The 16,590-nt window shown below is 68.6% G+C and carries 20 protein-coding genes; 18 read left to right on the top strand and 2 right to left on the bottom strand.

The features are described 5' to 3' along the window. The first annotated feature begins 2 nt into the window (after positions 1-2). From rplR to truA, 14 genes are all read left to right on the top strand, one after another. A complete protein-coding gene (gene rplR / locus OG206_RS13340; RefSeq protein WP_069171153.1) occupies positions 3-386 on the top strand; it encodes a 50S ribosomal protein L18 in 384 nt (127 codons plus the stop codon). A gap of 47 nt (positions 387-433) precedes the next feature. Next, positions 434-1,036 (top strand): 30S ribosomal protein S5, encoded by a 603-nt coding sequence (gene rpsE / locus OG206_RS13335; RefSeq protein WP_014047793.1) that lies wholly within the window; start codon positions 434-436, stop codon positions 1,034-1,036. Continuing rightward, on the top strand, positions 1,036-1,218 hold the full coding sequence (gene rpmD / locus OG206_RS13330) for a 50S ribosomal protein L30 (protein ID WP_018550611.1): 183 nt from the start codon (positions 1,036-1,038) through the stop codon (positions 1,216-1,218). Before rpsE ends, rpmD begins: the two co-directional genes overlap by 1 nt. 1 nt (position 1,219) lies before the next feature. Then, the gene (gene rplO, locus OG206_RS13325; RefSeq protein ID WP_014047794.1) at positions 1,220-1,675 is read left to right on the top strand and encodes a 50S ribosomal protein L15; all 456 of its coding nucleotides are present in this window, start codon (positions 1,220-1,222) and stop codon (positions 1,673-1,675) included. Between the two features lie 222 nt (positions 1,676-1,897). Continuing rightward, on the top strand, positions 1,898-3,217 hold the full coding sequence (secY, locus tag OG206_RS13320; protein ID WP_327115658.1) for a preprotein translocase subunit SecY: 1,320 nt from the start codon (positions 1,898-1,900) through the stop codon (positions 3,215-3,217). Beyond that, positions 3,217-3,873: an adenylate kinase gene (locus OG206_RS13315; RefSeq protein ID WP_327115656.1), complete on the top strand. Its 657-nt coding sequence runs from the start codon at positions 3,217-3,219 to the stop codon at positions 3,871-3,873. Before secY ends, OG206_RS13315 begins: the two co-directional genes overlap by 1 nt. A 125-nt stretch (positions 3,874-3,998) precedes the next feature. Then, positions 3,999-4,835 (top strand): type I methionyl aminopeptidase, encoded by an 837-nt coding sequence (map, locus tag OG206_RS13310; RefSeq protein ID WP_327115654.1) that lies wholly within the window; start codon positions 3,999-4,001, stop codon positions 4,833-4,835. Positions 4,836-5,084: 249 nt separating this feature from the next. Further along, entirely contained in the window at positions 5,085-5,306 is a 222-nt protein-coding gene (infA, locus tag OG206_RS13305; protein ID WP_003956442.1) for a translation initiation factor IF-1, read from the top strand. 60 nt (positions 5,307-5,366) lie between these two features. After that, the gene (gene rpmJ / locus OG206_RS13300; RefSeq protein WP_003956441.1) at positions 5,367-5,480 is read left to right on the top strand and encodes a 50S ribosomal protein L36; all 114 of its coding nucleotides are present in this window, start codon (positions 5,367-5,369) and stop codon (positions 5,478-5,480) included. 197 nt (positions 5,481-5,677) lie between these two features. Next, positions 5,678-6,058, top strand: a complete 381-nt coding sequence (rpsM, locus tag OG206_RS13295; RefSeq protein ID WP_014047799.1) for a 30S ribosomal protein S13 — start codon at positions 5,678-5,680, stop codon at positions 6,056-6,058. A 104-nt stretch (positions 6,059-6,162) separates the two neighbouring features. Next, positions 6,163-6,567 (top strand): 30S ribosomal protein S11, encoded by a 405-nt coding sequence (gene rpsK, locus OG206_RS13290; RefSeq protein ID WP_003956432.1) that lies wholly within the window; start codon positions 6,163-6,165, stop codon positions 6,565-6,567. A gap of 136 nt (positions 6,568-6,703) precedes the next feature. Further along, positions 6,704-7,726 (top strand): DNA-directed RNA polymerase subunit alpha, encoded by a 1,023-nt coding sequence (locus OG206_RS13285; protein ID WP_024491600.1) that lies wholly within the window; start codon positions 6,704-6,706, stop codon positions 7,724-7,726. A 133-nt stretch (positions 7,727-7,859) separates the two neighbouring features. Further along, positions 7,860-8,366, top strand: coding sequence for a 50S ribosomal protein L17 (rplQ, locus tag OG206_RS13280; protein ID WP_327115651.1), 507 nt, complete (start codon positions 7,860-7,862; stop codon positions 8,364-8,366). Between the two features lie 78 nt (positions 8,367-8,444). Further along, positions 8,445-9,299 carry a tRNA pseudouridine(38-40) synthase TruA gene (gene truA, locus OG206_RS13275; protein WP_327115649.1) on the top strand — a complete coding sequence of 285 codons (855 nt, stop codon included), beginning with the start codon at positions 8,445-8,447 and terminating at the stop codon, positions 9,297-9,299. On the opposite strand, the gene OG206_RS13270 is transcribed toward truA, so the two are convergent. Continuing rightward, a complete protein-coding gene (locus tag OG206_RS13270; protein WP_327115647.1) occupies positions 9,268-11,157 on the bottom strand; it encodes a hypothetical protein in 1,890 nt (629 codons plus the stop codon). The genes truA and OG206_RS13270 overlap by 32 nt on opposite strands. 61 nt (positions 11,158-11,218) lie before the next feature. Continuing rightward, positions 11,219-12,073, bottom strand: coding sequence for a hypothetical protein (locus tag OG206_RS13265; protein WP_327115645.1), 855 nt, complete (start codon positions 12,071-12,073; stop codon positions 11,219-11,221). Between the two features lie 67 nt (positions 12,074-12,140). Between OG206_RS13265 and OG206_RS13260 the strand changes: the two genes are divergently transcribed. The 4 genes from OG206_RS13260 (at position 12,141) to glmM (ending at position 16,590) form a co-directional block, all read left to right on the top strand. Further along, complete coding sequence (locus OG206_RS13260) at positions 12,141-13,760, top strand: ABC-F family ATP-binding cassette domain-containing protein (RefSeq protein ID WP_327115643.1); 1,620 nt, start codon at positions 12,141-12,143, stop codon at positions 13,758-13,760. Positions 13,761-13,986: 226 nt separating this feature from the next. After that, on the top strand, positions 13,987-14,430 hold the full coding sequence (gene rplM / locus OG206_RS13255; RefSeq protein WP_073744271.1) for a 50S ribosomal protein L13: 444 nt from the start codon (positions 13,987-13,989) through the stop codon (positions 14,428-14,430). A gap of 45 nt (positions 14,431-14,475) precedes the next feature. Then, on the top strand, positions 14,476-15,012 hold the full coding sequence (gene rpsI / locus OG206_RS13250) for a 30S ribosomal protein S9 (RefSeq protein WP_033297615.1): 537 nt from the start codon (positions 14,476-14,478) through the stop codon (positions 15,010-15,012). Positions 15,013-15,231: 219 nt separating this feature from the next. Next, a complete protein-coding gene (gene glmM, locus OG206_RS13245; protein ID WP_327115640.1) occupies positions 15,232-16,590 on the top strand; it encodes a phosphoglucosamine mutase in 1,359 nt (452 codons plus the stop codon).

Below are 16,590 nucleotides of genomic sequence, written 5' to 3'. Positions count from 1 at the left end.
CCATGGCATACGGTGTAAAGATCGCCAAGGGCGACGCCTACAAGCGTGCCGCCCTCAAGCGCCGCCACATCCGCGTGCGCAAGCACATCTCCGGTTCGCCGGAGCGGCCGCGCCTGGTTGTGACGCGTTCCAACCGCCACATGGTGGCTCAGGTCATCGACGACATCGCGGGCCACACGCTCGCGTCGGCGTCGACCCTGGACGCTTCCATCCGCGGCGGCGAGGGTGACAAGAGCACCCTGGCCAAGCAGGTCGGCGCACTTGTCGCCGAGCGCGCCAAGGCCGCAGGCGTCGAGGCCGTCGTGTTTGACCGCGGTGGTAACCAGTACGCCGGGCGGATTGCCGCTCTGGCTGACGCCGCCCGTGAAGCCGGGCTGAAGTTCTAAGCCCCGGTTCCTACGCACAGCGGACGTAACAGAGAGAGGTAAATCCAATGGCTGGACCCCAGCGCCGCGGAAGCGGTGCCGGTGGCGGCGAGCGGCGGGACCGGAAGGGCCGTGACGGTGGCGCTGCCGCCGAGAAGACCGCGTACGTCGAGCGTGTCGTCGCGATCAACCGCGTCGCCAAGGTAGTGAAGGGTGGTCGTCGCTTCAGCTTCACCGCGCTGGTCGTGGTGGGCGATGGTGACGGCACCGTCGGTGTCGGATACGGCAAGGCCAAGGAAGTTCCCGCGGCCATCGCCAAGGGCGTCGAAGAGGCCAAGAAGAGCTTCTTCAAGGTCCCGCGTATCCAGGGCACCATCCCTCACCCGATCCAGGGCGAGAAGGCTGCGGGCGTCGTCCTGCTCAAGCCTGCTTCCCCCGGTACCGGTGTGATCGCCGGTGGCCCGGTGCGCGCGGTTCTCGAGTGCGCCGGCGTCCACGACATCCTGTCGAAGTCGCTCGGTTCTTCGAACCCGATCAACATCGTGCACGCGACCGTGGCGGCCCTCCAGGGCCTGCAGCGTCCCGAGGAGATCGCGGCCCGCCGCGGTCTGCCCCTCGAGGACGTCGCCCCCGCGGCTCTGCTCCGTGCGCGTGCGGGAGCGGGTGCGTAATGGCTCGCCTCAAGATCACGCAGACGAAGTCGTACATCGGCAGCAAGCAGAACCACCGCGACACGCTGCGTTCGCTCGGGCTCAAGCGCCTGCACGACGTAGTCGTCAAGGAGGACCGCCCCGAGTTCCGCGGAATGGTTCACACCGTCCGCCACCTCGTGACGGTTGAGGAGGTTGACTGACATGGCGGAGAACAGCCCGCTGAAGGCCCACAACCTCCGGCCTGCCCCGGGCGCCAAGACCGCCAAGACCCGTGTGGGTCGTGGTGAGGCGTCCAAGGGTAAGACCGCAGGCCGTGGTACCAAGGGTACGAAGGCTCGTTACCAGGTTCCGGAGCGCTTCGAGGGTGGCCAGATGCCCCTCCACATGCGTCTCCCGAAGCTCAAGGGCTTCAAGAACCCGTTCCGCACGGAGTACCAGGTCGTGAACCTGGACAAGCTCGCGACGCTCTACCCCGAGGGTGGAGAGGTCACGGTGGCCGACCTGGTCGCCAAGGGCGCCGTGCGTAACAACCACCTCGTCAAGGTCCTCGGACAGGGCGAGATCTCCGTGGCGCTGCAGGTTTCGGTTGACGCCGTTTCCGGCTCCGCCAAGGAGAAGATCGCCGCCGCCGGCGGCACCGTCACCGAACTCGTCTGAGACAACACGGACAAGACGGTGGTCTGAACATCCGACCGGGGATGCCTCTCATATGGGGCATCCCCGGTTGGTCGTTCCTAGGGGGGCATGTCCGCCGGTAAGGTGGCGTCCACTGCTGTGGTAAGTCCTGGGCGAACGCCCGGGGTTCTTTCACTGTTTCTTATTCGTCGATCCTCAAGACCGTCACCTCTACGCTCTGCGCGGGGGGTCGCAGGAGGCACCGTGCTCACCGCGTTCGCCCGGGCGTTCAAGACGCCCGACCTGCGCAAGAAGCTGCTCTTCACGCTCGGCATCATCGTGCTCTACCGTCTCGGGGCGCACATTCCCGTACCGGGCGTGAGCTACGAAAACGTCCAGATTTGTGTTGATCAGGCCAGCAAGGGCAACAACAGCCTCTTCGGCCTGGTGAACATGTTCAGCGGTGGTGCACTGCTGCAGATCACGATCTTCGCGCTCGGAATCATGCCGTACATCACGGCCAGCATCATTCTTCAGCTGCTGACCGTCGTCATCCCCCGGCTCGAGGCCCTCAAGAAGGAGGGACAGTCGGGCACGGCCAAGATCACGCAGTACACGCGTTATCTCACCGTCGCGCTGGCGATCCTCCAGGGCACCGGACTGGTGGCAACCGCCCGTAGCGGCGCGCTGTTCAGCGGCTGCCCCGTGGCCGACCAGATCGTCCCGAACCAGTCGATCTTCACGACCGTCGTCATGGTGATCACCATGACCGCGGGAACCGCCGCCGTCATGTGGCTCGGTGAGCTCATCACGGACCGCGGCATCGGCAACGGCATGTCGATCCTCATGTTCATCTCGATCGCCGCCAGCTTCCCCGGCGCCCTGTGGGCCATCAAGCAGAGCGGCAAGCTGGCCGACGGCTGGATCGAGTTCATCACGGTCATCCTCATCGGCTTCGTGATGGTCGGGCTCGTCGTCTTCGTCGAGCAGGCTCAGCGCCGGGTCCCCGTGCAGTACGCGAAGCGCATGATCGGGCGGAGGTCGTACGGCGGTACGTCCACGTACATCCCGCTGAAGGTGAACCAGGCGGGTGTGATTCCCGTCATCTTCGCTTCTTCGCTGCTCTACATCCCTGCTCTAATCGTTCAGTTCTCCAACTCCACGGCGGGCTGGGCGACCTGGATCCAGAACCACTTCGTCAAGGGCGACCACCCGTACTACATCGCGACGTACTTCCTTCTGATCGTGTTCTTCGCCTTCTTCTACGTGGCGATCTCGTTCAACCCCGAGGAAGTCGCGGACAACATGAAGAAGTATGGTGGCTTCATCCCGGGTATCCGGGCAGGTCGACCTACTGCCGAGTATCTGAGCTACGTGCTCAACCGGATCACTTGGCCGGGCTCGCTGTACCTGGGCCTCATCGCTCTGGTGCCGACAATGGCGTTGGCAGGCTTCGGCGGTGCCAACCAGAACTTCCCGTTCGGCGGGACGAGCATCCTGATCATCGTGGGTGTGGGTCTGGAGACCGTGAAGCAGATCGAGAGTCAGCTCCAGCAGCGCAATTACGAAGGGTTCCTCCGCTGATGCGAATCGTCCTCGTCGGGCCGCCCGGTGCCGGCAAGGGAACGCAGGCTGCGTTCCTTGCCAGGAATCTCTCGATTCCGCACATCTCCACGGGCGACCTCTTCCGCGCCAACATCAGCCAGGGCACCGACCTTGGCAAGCAGGCCCGCGCCTTCATGGACGCAGGTCAGCTGGTGCCGGACGAAGTCACCATCGCCATGGCCAAGGACCGTATGTCCCAGCCGGACGCCGAGAACGGCTTCCTGCTGGACGGCTTCCCGCGCAATGTGGGCCAGGCCGTCGCGCTGGACGAGATGCTTCACGACGAGGGCGTCAAGCTGGACGCGGTTCTCGACCTCGAGGTCCCCGAGGACGAGGTGGTCAAGCGCATCGCCGGCCGCCGCATCTGCCGCAACGACAGCGCTCACGTCTTCCACGCCACGTACAACCCGCCGAAGACCGAGGGCGTCTGCGACGTCTGCGGCGGCGAGCTGTACCAGCGTGACGACGACACCGAGGAGACCGTGCGTACGCGTCTCGAGGTCTACCACACGCAGACCGAGCCGATCATCGACTACTACCGGTCCCAGGGACTGGTCGTGACGATCTCGGCGCTCGGAAAGGTCACCGAGGTGACCGACCGGGCCATGAAGGCCCTCGAGAAGTCCGAGGGCTGAGTTCCACCCCCGTTCCATCAGTGCAGTCGGCCGCGACGCCCCTCGGGCGCCGCGGCCGACTGTTTGCGCCGTATCGTGGAGTACGGCATCGGCCGTTCCCTCCGCAGGCAGAAAGGCGCCCAGCAATGGTGCAGATCAAGACCCCCGAGCAGATCGCGAAGATGCGCGAGGCGGGCCTCGTGGTCGCCGCCATTCACGCCGCGACCCGTGAGGCGGCCGTGCCCGGTGCCAGCACGAAGGACCTCGACGAGGTCGCGCGCAAGGTGATCGCCGATCACGGCGCCAAGTCGAACTTCCTCGGGTACGGCGGATTCCCCGCGACGATCTGCACCTCGGTCAACGAGGTCGTCGTGCACGGCATCCCGGACGAGAAGACCGTCCTCAAGGACGGCGACATCATCTCGATCGACGCCGGCGCGATCATCGACGGCTGGCACGGTGACGCGGCCTACACCGCCTTCGTGGGCACCGGACACGCCCCGGAGCTGATCGAGCTGTCGCGGGTGACCGAGGAGTCCATGTGGGCCGGGATCGCCGCGATGAAGGTGAACAACCGGCTCGTCGACATCTCGAAGGCCATCGAGTCCTACATCCGGCGCCAGCCCCGCCCGGCGACCGGCAAGTACGGGATCATCGAGGACTACGGCGGCCACGGCATCGGCACCGAGATGCACATGGACCCCCACCTGCTGAACTACGTGTCGCGCAAGCGCGGCAAGGGCATCAAGCTCGTCCCGGGTGTCTGCCTGGCCATCGAGCCCATGGTGTCCCTGGGGACGCCGCAGACGAAGGTCCTCGCCGACGAGTGGACGGTCCTCACGACCGACGGGACCTGGTCCTCGCACTGGGAGCACTCGATCGCGCTCACCGAACAGGGCCCGCTGGTGCTGACGGCCCCCGACTGCGGCCGCGAGAAGCTGGCCCAGTACGGCGTGGAGGCGGCGCCGGACCCGCTGGGCTGACGGGGCCTGACGGCGCGCTCCGTGCGTGCGGCTGATCGGCGTGCCGACCGGCCGGTGACCGGACCCCGCCCGCAGGACTGTCCGGCTGATCCGTGTCTAAGGATCAGGGGAAGTGGGCAAACTTGACGGATTCGTCTTTTGGAGTCCGCTGACGTAGACTGACTCGTCGGCTCTCGTGCATCAGTGTGCCCGTATGTCTGCACACGAGTGTGGAGAGCCGATCAAGGTAGCCGATTCGAAGGGCGAAGCGTGGCCAAGAAGCAAGGTGCCATCGAAATTGAGGGCACCGTGATCGAGTCCCTCCCGAACGCCATGTTCAAGGTGGAACTCCAGAACGGTCACAAGGTCCTCGCGCACATCAGCGGCAAGATGCGGATGCACTACATCCGTATCCTCCCGGATGACCGGGTCGTCGTGGAGCTGTCTCCGTACGACCTGACGCGTGGCCGGATCGTCTACCGCTACAAGTAGATCTTGTCCCCACCCCGCTTCGGCGCGGTGTGGGCACTGACCCGGAGAACCTGACATCCCATGAAGGTCAAGCCGAGCGTCAAGAAGATCTGCGACAAGTGCAAGGTGATCCGCCGTCACGGCCGGGTCATGGTCATCTGCGACAACCTGCGCCACAAGCAGCGCCAGGGCTGACGCACGACCACCTGCATCTCGCAGCTCTTCGCGCGACGCACGTAAACGTACATACGCAGAGCCCGTCCAAGCTTCGGCTGACGACACCTCCGGCGGGGGCCGGGGACCCGGGCGTACCACCTCTTCCCTCGCGGGTGAGGTCGGCGTTCGGGAGTGGCACTGCGGTAGACCCCCGACATAACAACTGGAGCCATTGAATGGCACGCGTTTCAGGTGTTGACATCCCGCGCGAAAAGCGCGTGGAGGTTGCCCTCACCTACGTCTTCGGTATCGGGCGCACCCGGTCCAAGGAGATCCTCGCCACCACCGGCGTGAACCCCAACACCCGCGTTCGTGACCTGGCCGAAGAGGACCTGGTCAAGATCCGCGAGTACGTGGACGCCAACCTCCGCACCGAGGGTGACCTTCGCCGCGAGATCCAGGGCGACATTCGCCGCAAGATCGAGATCGGCTGCTACCAGGGCATCCGGCACCGTCGCGGTCTGCCGGTCCACGGTCAGCGCACCAGCACCAACGCGCGTACCCGTAAGGGCCCGCGTCGCGCCATCGCCGGTAAGAAGAAGCCGGGCAAGAAGTAGTCCTCAGCGGACGCACTGCGGGGTTCCGGGTCACCGGACGCCGCAGCAACCAGCGGTCTTCGCTGTAGGACCGATCACCTCCCCTCTCCATCTGGAGTCAAGACATGCCCCCCAAGGGTCGTCAGGGCGCAGCCAAGAAGGTGCGTCGCAAGGAAAAGAAGAACGTCGCTCATGGGCACGCCCACATCAAGAGCACGTTCAACAACACCATCGTCTCGATCACGGACCCCTCGGGCAACGTGATCTCCTGGGCCTCCGCCGGCCACGTCGGCTTCAAGGGCTCGCGCAAGTCCACCCCCTTCGCCGCGCAGATGGCCGCCGAGTCGGCCGCCCGCCGCGCGCAGGAGCACGGCATGCGCAAGGTCGACGTCTTCGTCAAGGGTCCCGGCTCCGGCCGTGAGACCGCGATCCGCTCCCTCCAGGCCACGGGCCTCGAGGTCGGTTCGATCCAGGACGTCACCCCGACGCCGCACAACGGCTGCCGTCCGCCGAAGCGTCGCCGCGTCTGATCCGCTACGGCCGGTGACGGCCGTGCGTCAGTAGCGTGGATCCGGGCGGTATGCCCCTTCGGGGGTGTGCCGCCCGTACCCTTGTTTCATCTGTCGGGCATCAAATAGTGGGTGCCCACGACTGAAGGATCACCACATGCTTATCGCTCAGCGTCCGTCGCTGACCGAAGAGGTCGTCGACGAGTTCCGCTCCCGGTTCGTGATCGAGCCGCTGGAGCCGGGCTTCGGTTACACCCTCGGAAACTCCCTGCGCCGCACGCTCCTCTCCTCGATCCCCGGTGCCGCTGTCACCAGCATCCGGATCGACGGTGTCCTGCACGAGTTCACCACCGTGCCGGGCGTCAAGGAGGACGTCACCGACCTCATCCTCAACATCAAGCAGCTGGTCGTCTCCTCGGAGCACGACGAGCCGGTCGTGATGTACCTGCGCAAGCAGGGTCCCGGTCTGGTCACCGCCGCCGACATCGCCCCGCCGGCCGGTGTCGAGGTCCACAACCCGGACCTGGTCATGGCCACGCTGAACGGCAAGGGCAAGCTGGAGATGGAGCTGACCGTCGAGCGCGGTCGCGGCTACGTCTCCGCCGTCCAGAACAAGCAGGTGGGCCAGGAGATCGGCCGTATTCCGGTCGACTCCATCTACTCCCCGGTGCTCAAGGTCACGTACAAGGTCGAGGCGACCCGTGTCGAGCAGCGCACCGACTTCGACAAGCTGATCGTCGACGTCGAGACCAAGCAGGCCATGCGTCCCCGTGACGCCATGGCGTCGGCCGGTAAGACCCTGGTCGAGCTGTTCGGCCTGGCGCGCGAGCTCAACATCGACGCCGAGGGCATCGACATGGGCCCGTCCCCGACGGACGCCGCGCTCGCCGCCGATCTGGCGCTGCCGATCGAGGAGCTCGAGCTCACGGTCCGTTCGTACAACTGCCTCAAGCGCGAGGGCATCCACTCCGTGGGTGAGCTCGTGGCGCGCTCCGAGGCGGACCTGCTCGACATCCGCAACTTCGGCGCCAAGTCGATCGACGAGGTCAAGGCGAAGCTGGCCGGTATGGGCCTCGCGCTCAAGGACTCGCCTCCCGGCTTCGACCCGACCGCCGCCGCCGACGCCTTCGGCGCCGACGACGACGCGGACGCCGGTTTCGTGGAGACCGAGCAGTACTGATCGCCTCCGGCGGGGGTGCCCGGCGGAAGCCGGGTATGGCCGCCGCGAAGCAATGACTTCCGCGGGGCGTCCGCCTCGTGGGAACTGACACCGGTACCTGATACGGCCGGTGCAGCACACAAGGAGAAAAACCATGCCTCAGCCCGCCAAGGGTGCCCGTCTGGGCGGCAGCGCTGCGCACGAGAAGCTTCTTCTCATCAACCTCGCGAAGTCGCTGTTCGAGCACGGCCGCATCACCACGACCGAGGCCAAGGCCCGCCGCCTGCGTCCGGTCGCCGAGCGTTTCATCACCAAGGCGAAGAAGGGCGACATCCACAACCGTCGCCTGGTGCTGCAGTCGATCACGGACAAGGGCATCGTGCACACGCTCTTCACCGAGATCGCCCCGCGGTACGAGAACCGCCCCGGTGGTTACACCCGCATCACCAAGATCGGCAACCGTCGTGGCGACAACGCCCCGATGGCAGTCATCGAGCTGGTCGAGGCGCTGACCGTGGCCCAGCAGGCCACCGGCGAGGCCGAGGCCGCGACGAAGCGCGCGGTCAAGGAAGACGCCGCCAAGAAGGACGAGGCTCCGGCCGAGACCGTCGAGGACGCCAAGCCGGCTGACGCCGCTGCCGAGGACTCCAAGGACGCCTGAGCGTCCTGAGACCCCGGTACGGGCCCGCACCACCCTTCGGGGCGGTGCGGGCCCGTTCTGTTTTGAGAGGATGCGCAGGTGAGTGAAGAGGCAGAGCCCGGTTACGTACGGGTACGGCTGGACCTTTCGTACGACGGGAAGGACTTCTCCGGCTGGGCGAAGCAGACGAGCAGGCGCACCGTGCAGGGCGAGATCGAGGACGCGCTGCGCACCGTGACACGGTCCCCGGTGACGTACGACCTGACGGTCGCCGGACGCACGGACGCCGGGGTGCACGCGCGCGGCCAGGTGGCGCACGTCGACCTCCCCGCGGCGGTATGGGAGGAGCACCGGGAGAAGCTGTTGCGGCGCATGGCGGGGCGGCTGCCCCTGGACGTGCGGATCTGGCGGGCGGCCGAGGCTCCCGCCGGTTTCAACGCCCGCTTCTCCGCGCTCTGGCGCCGCTACGCCTACCGGGTGGGGGACCGGGCCGGCGGGGTGGACCCGCTCACGCGCGGCCATGTGCTGTGGCACGACCGTCCGCTGGACCTGGACGCGATGAACGAGGCAGCCGCCCTGATGGTGGGCGAGCACGACTTCGCGGCGTACTGCAAGAAGCGCGAGGGCGCCACGACCATCCGTACGCTGCAGAAGCTGCACTGGGTGCGGGACGCGGAGTCGGGTGTGCTGACGGCGACGGTGCAGGCCGACGCCTTCTGCCACAACATGGTGCGGGCGCTGATCGGCGCCGCGCTGTTCGTGGGGGACGGACGGCGGCCCGCGCGGTGGCCGGCCGAGGTGCTGGCGGCGAAGGTCCGGGACCCCGCCGTGCACGTCGTCCGGCCGCACGGGCTGACGCTCGAGGAAGTGGCCTACCCGGCGGACGGGCAGCTGGCGGCGAGGGCCCTGGAGGCCCGGAACGTCAGGACGCTGCCGGGGGCCGGCTGCTGCTGACCGGCCTGCGGCGCAGGGCGCGGACCAGCTTCGCCGCGAAGTACACCGCGACCGCGCTGGACACGGTGGAGCGGAACCAGCCGATGTCCGGGGCCCACCAGGCGTAGACCGCGGCGGCCGTGAAGAACAGCAGCGCCGCCGTGCGCAGCACCCACCAGCGCGCCGGATGCGGCTCGTCCGGGGCGGCCGCCTCCGGGTGCACGCCGTCCTTCGTGGTCATGGTGTCCCGCATCCCGGCGAGGAATCCCCGCCTGGCCAGCACACGGGCCCCCGGCAGTCCGGCCAGGATCTCCTGCTCACCGCCGTATCCCGGCGGCAGCGGGGGGAGTCCCAGGGCGGCGACGAGTTCGCCCTGGTGGCGGGCGGGGTCGCCGGTGGCCCGCAGGACGTGGGCGAGGGGGCGCGGGTCGGCCAGCCCGTAGACGCGGGCGAGCGCGGCGGCCGTCGCGCTCGCCTCGGCGTGGTCGGCGGCCGGGGCGGCGGTCTCCCAGACGTGGTCCGCCACCTGCCGGCCCCGGTGCAGGAGGGTGAAGCTGCTGCGTTCCGGGGTGCGGTGCAGGACGAGGGCGGGCCAGTCCTCGGCCGTCGTGAAGTTGTCGGCCGCCGACGTCAGCGGGTCGTGGGGGAGCAGCCCGGCCCGCTTGCCGCGCACCGGGTCCGGGACGATCTCGACGTACGTGTGACGGTCGCCGGCCGGGGCGGTGCGCAGGCTGTGGCCGCAGATCAGAGCCGCCTGGGCGACCTCGGTGGGGCCGGTGGAGGCGATGGCGACCGAGCGGGGCGCGAGCTCGCGCTCCCAGTCGGGTGTGCCGGCCGCCGGGGGAGCGGGAGACCTGCGGAAGAAGGGGACCTTCATCGCCAGCTCGACCCGGGTGTCGGAGCGGGCCTCCAGGAACTCGTCACGCGCGTCGCCGAAGTAGGTCCAGGGGAAGGTGGTGGCGTGCACCCCTATGCTGCGGAAGGCGGTGAGGGCCTCCTCGTAGCGGTTCATCGACCACAGGACCAGGGCGAGGTGATTGCGGAAGCCTGCCGCCTCCCGGTCCCCCGGCGCGTAGCTGTCCGAGAGGGCCTGGGCCCGGGTCACCGCCGCCTCGGCCCGCTGGGTGTACGGGTCGGGGCCGCCCGCCGCCACGTCGGCGATCAGGTACTCCACCACGGCCTGGAGGGGCAGGGCGTGCAGCCGGGAGCCCGGCGGCGCCTGGTCGGCGGCCCGCTCGGCGAAGTCGAACATCTCCTCGTGGGAGCCGTACCACTTGTCGCAGAGGTACTGGAGGGCCTGGATGTGGCAGCCCTCGTGGTGCGGATCGCGGTCTGCGGCCTCGGCCAGATAGGAGTCGAAGACCTCGCGGGGAGCCTGGATGCCCCGGGCCTGCGTCAGTGCGATGCGCCATGGCACCGGGTCGTCGGGGTTGAGCTCTGCGGCGGCGGAGATCACCGGCACCGCGTCCCGCAGCACCGCGTGGAACGCCCGGAACTGGTCGGCCTCCACGTGCTTGGCCCTGGCGCCCGTCCGTATCTGCCACGCCTGGTACACGTACTGGTCCGCCTTGACCAGTACGGCGTCGGGGTCCTCCGGCGATTCCTCCAGCCAGCCGTCCAGCCAGCCCGGATGGTGCAGCGAGGCCCGTGCCAGCCGGGAGACGCAGGCGTCCCTGCGTTCCCACTGGGCGTGCTCACGGGTGGCGGCGAGCAGTTCCGCGGCCGGGCCGTGGTCACCGGCCGCCGCGGCGGCGAGCGCCTCCCTCAACGAGGGATCGGGTGCGTCGAGCACCACCGCCTCGTCCGGGGGCAGGTCGGCCCCTATGGCGTCGCTGTGACGCAGGACGCGCGGGATGGTGAGGAAGGCGGGCAGACGCACGGCGGCGGTTCCTCGGTGGAGGGGAGGGACGGGAGTGGCGCGCGGAGGGGCAGCCGGCGGGTCAGGTGACCGGTGCGGCCGCCGCCGACGACGCCTGGACCACGCCGCGGTGCCGGATCTGCCGGAAGGTGAAGTCGGTCAGGTCGTCGCCGACGGCGTACACGTTCCTGTCCCCCGTGGTCACGTTCTTCCCGCTGGTGAAGCCACCTACGGTGAAGTACGCGTAACGGCCGTAGGAGTTGGCGGTGCGCCGGCAGACCGACCCGCCCCGGCAGAAGGTGGGCACGCCCGAGCCGCTGAGGGACGCCAGGCCGCCGGACGCCTGCCGGGCCGCCTTTCCGGCCTCCGCCTCGGTGCCGAAGACGGCGACCCCGACGGTGACCGCGACCCCGTTCCTGCTGTACGTGGCACGGATGACCTGGTCGCACCCGTTCGTGGTGAGGATCGAGCCGAGGGCGCCCTGGGTCGTGGCCGCGCAACTCGTCGTCCGTGCGGTGGCGCCCTTGGCGTAGACGCGGTCGCCCATGGTCAGCCTCCTGCCGGGGAAGAAGGCGTCGACGGTGACGGGCGCCTTGTCCTTCTTCTCGTCGGCTATGAAGTCCTTCGGGTCCGGCGGGGGCGGCGGGGCCACCGAGGAGAAGGACGGCTGGGGCGCGGAGCTCTCCGAGGGCAGGTCCGCGGGGGCCGGCAGCTCGCTCGCGTTCTTGTCAGCCCCGGACGTGCCGCCCTTGCCGCTGGTCGTGATGACGGCCGTGGCCACGATCGCGGCGACCGCCGCGGTGGCCAGCGCGCCACCGCCGATCAGCAGCCACTTCTTACGCCTGCCGCGTGCAGCGGACTCTTCGGCCAGCGCCGCCCAGTCCGGAGTCCGGCTGTCTCCCGGCCCCCAGGAGGGCCCCCCTTGCCCAAAGCTCATGCGGCGAATCCTAGACCGCACTTAATCCGGTTGGGCCAACGGTTCTCGGGCCGTGACAATGATGCGCATGGGACATCTTGAAGCGGGCCACCTGGAGTACTACCTACCGGACGGGCGGGTGCTGCTCGGCGACGCCTCGTTCCGGGTGGCCGACGGCGCCGTCGTCGCCCTGGTCGGAGCGAACGGGGCCGGCAAGACGACGCTCCTGCGGCTGCTCGCCGGGGAGATCCAGCCGCACGGCGGCTCCGTCTCGGTGAGCGGCGGGCTCGGTGTGATGGCCCAGTTCGTCGGCTCCGTGCGGGACGAGCGCACCGTCCGCGACCTCCTGGTGTCCGTGGCACAGCCGCGCATCAGAGAGGCGGCTAAGGCCGTCGACGCCGCCGAGGAGCGCATCCTCGCGGTGGACGACGAGGCCGCGCAGATGGCGTACGCGCAGGCGCTGAGCGACTGGGCGGAGGCGCGCGGATACGAGGCCGAGACGCTGTGGGACATGTGCACCATGGCCGCGCTCGGCGTCCCGTACGAGAAGGCGCAGTGGCGCGAGGTGCGGACGCTCAGCGGGGGCGAGCAGAAGCGCCTGGTCCTGGAGGCGCTGCTGCGGGGCCCCGACGAGGTGCTGCTCCTGGACGAGCCGGACAACTATCTGGACGTGCCGGGCAAGCGGTGGCTCGAGGAGAAGCTGAAGGAGACCCGTAAGACGGTGCTCTTCGTGTCCCACGACCGGGAACTGCTCTCCAGGGCCGCGGAGAAGATCGTGAGCGTGGAGCCCAGCGCGGCCGGCTCGGACGTGTGGGTGCACGGCGGCGGGTTCGCCACCTACCACCAGGCCCGCAAGGAGAGGTTCGCGCGCTTCGAGGAGCTCCTGCGCCGCTGGGAGGAGGAGCACGCCCGGCTGAAGGCGCTCGTCCTGCGGATGCGGCAGCAGGCGGCGAACAGCCCGGACATGGCGAACCGCTACCACGCGATGCAGACCCGCTTCAAGAAGTTCGAGGAGGCGGGCCCGCCGCCGGAGCCGCCGCGCGAGCAGGACATCAGGATGCGGCTGCGCGGCGGGCGGACCGGGGTGCGGGCGGTGACGTGCACCGGCCTGGAGCTGACCGGGCTGATGAAGCCGTTCGACCTGGAGATCTACTACGGGGAGCGGGTCGCCGTCCTCGGCTCCAACGGGTCGGGGAAGTCGCACTTCCTGCGGCTGCTGGCGGGGGAGCCGGTGGCGCACACCGGCGAGTGGAAGCTCGGGGCGCGGGTCGTGGCCGGTCACTTCGCCCAGACCCACGCCCATCCGGAGCTGCTGGGCAAGACCCTCGTCGAGATCCTGTGGACGGAGCACGCCAAGGACCGCGGCGGCGCGATGTCGGTGCTGCGGCGCTACGAGCTGGAGCGCCAGGGCGACCAGGCCTTCGAGCGGCTGTCCGGCGGACAGCAGGCGCGCTTCCAGATCCTGCTCCTGGAGCTGGCCGGCACGACCGCGCTGCTGCTGGACGAGCCGACGGACAACCTGGACCTGGAGTCCGCCGAGGCACTGCAGGACGGCCTGGAGGTGTACGACGGGACGGTGATGGCCGTCACGCACGACCGCTGGTTCGCGAAGTCCTTCGACCGGTATCTGGTCTTCGGCTCGGACGGGGTGGTGCGGGAGACCACGGAGCCGGTCTGGGACGAGCGTCGGGTGGAACGGGCCCGGTAGGGGCGGCGCGTTTTGACCCGTCCGGGGCGGGGCGGGTAGTGTCGGTGGTTGTTATACGTATTGGCTTCGTCGTTCTCACGCGAAGGGCCCTTACGTAGGTTCTCTGGAGCAGTTACCAGTGGTTCGCATACGGGCAGCGTCCCCGGCATTGTGAGCCCCAGCTGCATGATCGCTTCAGAGGTGCCATGTGTCTGGACTCATCCACTGAAGAAGCGAAGGCTAAGACGTGCGTACGTACAGCCCCAAGCCCGGCGATGTCACTCGCCAGTGGCACATCATTGACGCCGAGGACATCGTTCTCGGCCGCCTGGCCACCACGGCTGCGAACCTCCTCCGAGGCAAGCACAAGGCGATCTACGCCCCCCACATGGACATGGGCGACTTCGTCATCATCATCAACGCCGAGAAGGTTCACCTCTCCGGCAACAAGAAGACCCAGAAGATGGCGTACCGCCACTCCGGCTTCCCGGGCGGTCTCCGTTCGGTGCGCTACGACGAGCTTCTCGCGAAGAACCCGGAGAAGGCCATCGAGAAGGCCATCAAGGGCATGATCCCCAAGAACACCCTGGGTCGTCAGATGATCTCGAAGCTGAAGGTCTACGCGGGCGACCAGCACCCGCACGCTGCGCAGCAGCCGGTCCCGTTCGAGATCACCCAGGTCGCGCAGTAGTTCCGGCCTCCCCCCAAAGACGTAAAGAAAGATCTGAGGAGAATCGTGGCCGAGACCACTGTTGAGACGACCGCCGACGACGCGGCGGGCACCGAGGGCGAAGAGACCTTCGCCGAGGTGACCACCTTCGAGTCGGAGGTCCCCGTCGAGGGTGAGTACACCTCCGAGTCGCTCGCGGGCCGCTTCGGCGACCCGCAGCCCGCGGCCGGCCTTGGCCGTCGCAAGAACGCCATCGCCCGCGTCCGGATCGTTCCGGGCACCGGCAAGTGGAAGATCAACGGTCGCACCCTTGAGGACTACTTCCCCAACAAGGTGCACCAGCAGGAAGTCAACGAGCCCTTCAAGGTGCTCGAGCTCGACGGCCGTTACGACGTCATCGCCCGCATCTCGGGTGGCGGCGTCTCGGGTCAGGCCGGCGCCCTGCGCCTCGGTGTGGCCCGCGCGCTGAACGAGGCGGACGTGGACAACAACCGCGCCACGCTGAAGAAGGCCGGCTTCCTCTCCCGCGACGACCGTGCGGTCGAGCGCAAGAAGGCCGGTCTCAAGAAGGCCCGTAAGGCTCCGCAGTACAGCAAGCGCTAAATCGCCTGCTCGTCCGCTTTACCCGTTCGCCCCGGCGGCACACCTGTGCTGCTGGGGCGTTCGTTTATCAGCCCTCGCGGGCGTATAACGGCTTTAGACGCTTACACGTTTATCGGGCTGCTGGCATCGGCTGCGCTCTGTTTTGCTGTGTCGTGCCTGGCTCAGCCCTGTTTTTCTTTGCTTTGGTCTTGTGGTTCGGAGCACCTTCGGAGGACACCAGTGGGACGACTCTTCGGCACGGACGGCGTGCGCGGTGTCGCCAACGCGGATCTGACAGCCGAGCTCGCGCTCGGGCTCTCGGTCGCGGCGGCGCACGTACTGGCCGAGGCGGGAACCTTCGAGGGGCATCGGCCGACCGCCGTGGTGGGCCGCGACCCCCGCGCGTCCGGAGAGTTCCTGGAGGCCGCCGTCGTGGCGGGCCTGGCCAGCGCGGGCGTGGACGTGCTCCGGGTCGGCGTGCTGCCGACCCCCGCCGTGGCATACCTCACCGGCTCCCTGGGGGCCGACATCGGTGTCATGCTCTCCGCGAGCCACAACGCCATGCCGGACAACGGCATCAAGTTCTTCGCCCGCGGCGGGCACAAACTCGCCGACGAGCTGGAGGACCGCATCGAGACGGTCTACGAGCAGCACCGCACCGGTGAACCGTGGACCCGCCCGACCGGCGCGGGAGTGGGCCGGGTCACCGACTACACGGAGGGCTTCGACCGCTACGTCGCCCACCTCATCGGTGTCCTCCCGAACCGGCTCGACGGGCTGAAGGTCGTCCTCGACGAGGCGCACGGCGCCGCCGCCCGCGTCTCGCCCGAGGCCTTCGCCCGGGCCGGCGCCGAGGTCGTCACCATCGGTGCCGAGCCCGACGGCCTCAACATCAACGACGGCTGCGGCTCCACCCACCTGTCCCTGCTGCGCAACGCGGTGGTCGAGCACGGCGCCGACCTCGGCATCGCGCACGACGGTGACGCCGACCGCTGCCTGGCCGTGGACGCCGCGGGCGAGGAGATCGACGGCGACCAGATCCTGGCCGTGCTCGCGCTCGCCATGCGCGAGGCCGGACACCTGCGCAAGGACACCGTGGTCGGCACGGTCATGTCGAACCTCGGCTTCAAGATGGCCATGGAGCGCGAGGGCATCCGGCTCGTCCAGACCGCCGTCGGCGACCGCTACGTCCTGGAGTCGATGAAGGCCGAGGGCTTCGCGCTGGGTGGCGAGCAGTCCGGACACGTCATCGTCCTGGACCACGCCACCACGGGCGACGGCACCCTGACAGGTCTGATGCTCGCGGCCAGGGTCGCCGCCACCGGGCGTACGCTCGCCGACCTGGCCGGGGTGATGCAGCGCCTCCCGCAGGTCCTCGTCAACGTGCCGGACGTCGACAAGTCCCGTGTCGACACCTCGGCCGAGCTCGCCGCCGCGGTCACCGAGGCCGAGCGCGAACTGGGCGACACCGGAAGGGTGCTCCTGCGCAAGTCGGGCACCGAGCCCCTCGTACGGGTCATGGTCGAGGCGGCCGACCTCGAGCAGGCGCGCGCGGTGGCGGGCCGGCTGGCCGACGTCGTGAAGTCCGCGCTGGGCTGA

It is taken from the genome of Streptomyces sp. NBC_01341 (assembly GCF_035946055.1).
In the GTDB taxonomy this organism is placed as follows: domain Bacteria; phylum Actinomycetota; class Actinomycetes; order Streptomycetales; family Streptomycetaceae; genus Streptomyces.
Note: the sequence above shows the minus strand (reverse complement) of the source record. Positions and strands in the feature narration are given on the sequence as shown.

Coding starts and splice junctions, on each gene's coding strand:
- rpsM (WP_014047799.1), top strand. CDS start 5,678: ATGGCACGCGTTTCAGGTGTTGACATCCCGCGCGAAAAGCGCGTGGAG.
- OG206_RS13265 (WP_327115645.1), bottom strand. CDS start 12,073: ATGAGCTTTGGGCAAGGGGGGCCCTCCTGGGGGCCGGGAGACAGCCGG.
- rplR (WP_069171153.1), top strand. CDS start 3: ATGGCATACGGTGTAAAGATCGCCAAGGGCGACGCCTACAAGCGTGCC.
- OG206_RS13260 (WP_327115643.1), top strand. CDS start 12,141: ATGGGACATCTTGAAGCGGGCCACCTGGAGTACTACCTACCGGACGGG.
- rpsE (WP_014047793.1), top strand. CDS start 434: ATGGCTGGACCCCAGCGCCGCGGAAGCGGTGCCGGTGGCGGCGAGCGG.
- OG206_RS13285 (WP_024491600.1), top strand. CDS start 6,704: ATGCTTATCGCTCAGCGTCCGTCGCTGACCGAAGAGGTCGTCGACGAG.
- map (WP_327115654.1), top strand. CDS start 3,999: ATGGTGCAGATCAAGACCCCCGAGCAGATCGCGAAGATGCGCGAGGCG.
- OG206_RS13315 (WP_327115656.1), top strand. CDS start 3,217: ATGCGAATCGTCCTCGTCGGGCCGCCCGGTGCCGGCAAGGGAACGCAG.
- rpmD (WP_018550611.1), top strand. CDS start 1,036: ATGGCTCGCCTCAAGATCACGCAGACGAAGTCGTACATCGGCAGCAAG.
- rplO (WP_014047794.1), top strand. CDS start 1,220: ATGGCGGAGAACAGCCCGCTGAAGGCCCACAACCTCCGGCCTGCCCCG.
- rpmJ (WP_003956441.1), top strand. CDS start 5,367: ATGAAGGTCAAGCCGAGCGTCAAGAAGATCTGCGACAAGTGCAAGGTG.
- rpsK (WP_003956432.1), top strand. CDS start 6,163: ATGCCCCCCAAGGGTCGTCAGGGCGCAGCCAAGAAGGTGCGTCGCAAG.
- rplQ (WP_327115651.1), top strand. CDS start 7,860: ATGCCTCAGCCCGCCAAGGGTGCCCGTCTGGGCGGCAGCGCTGCGCAC.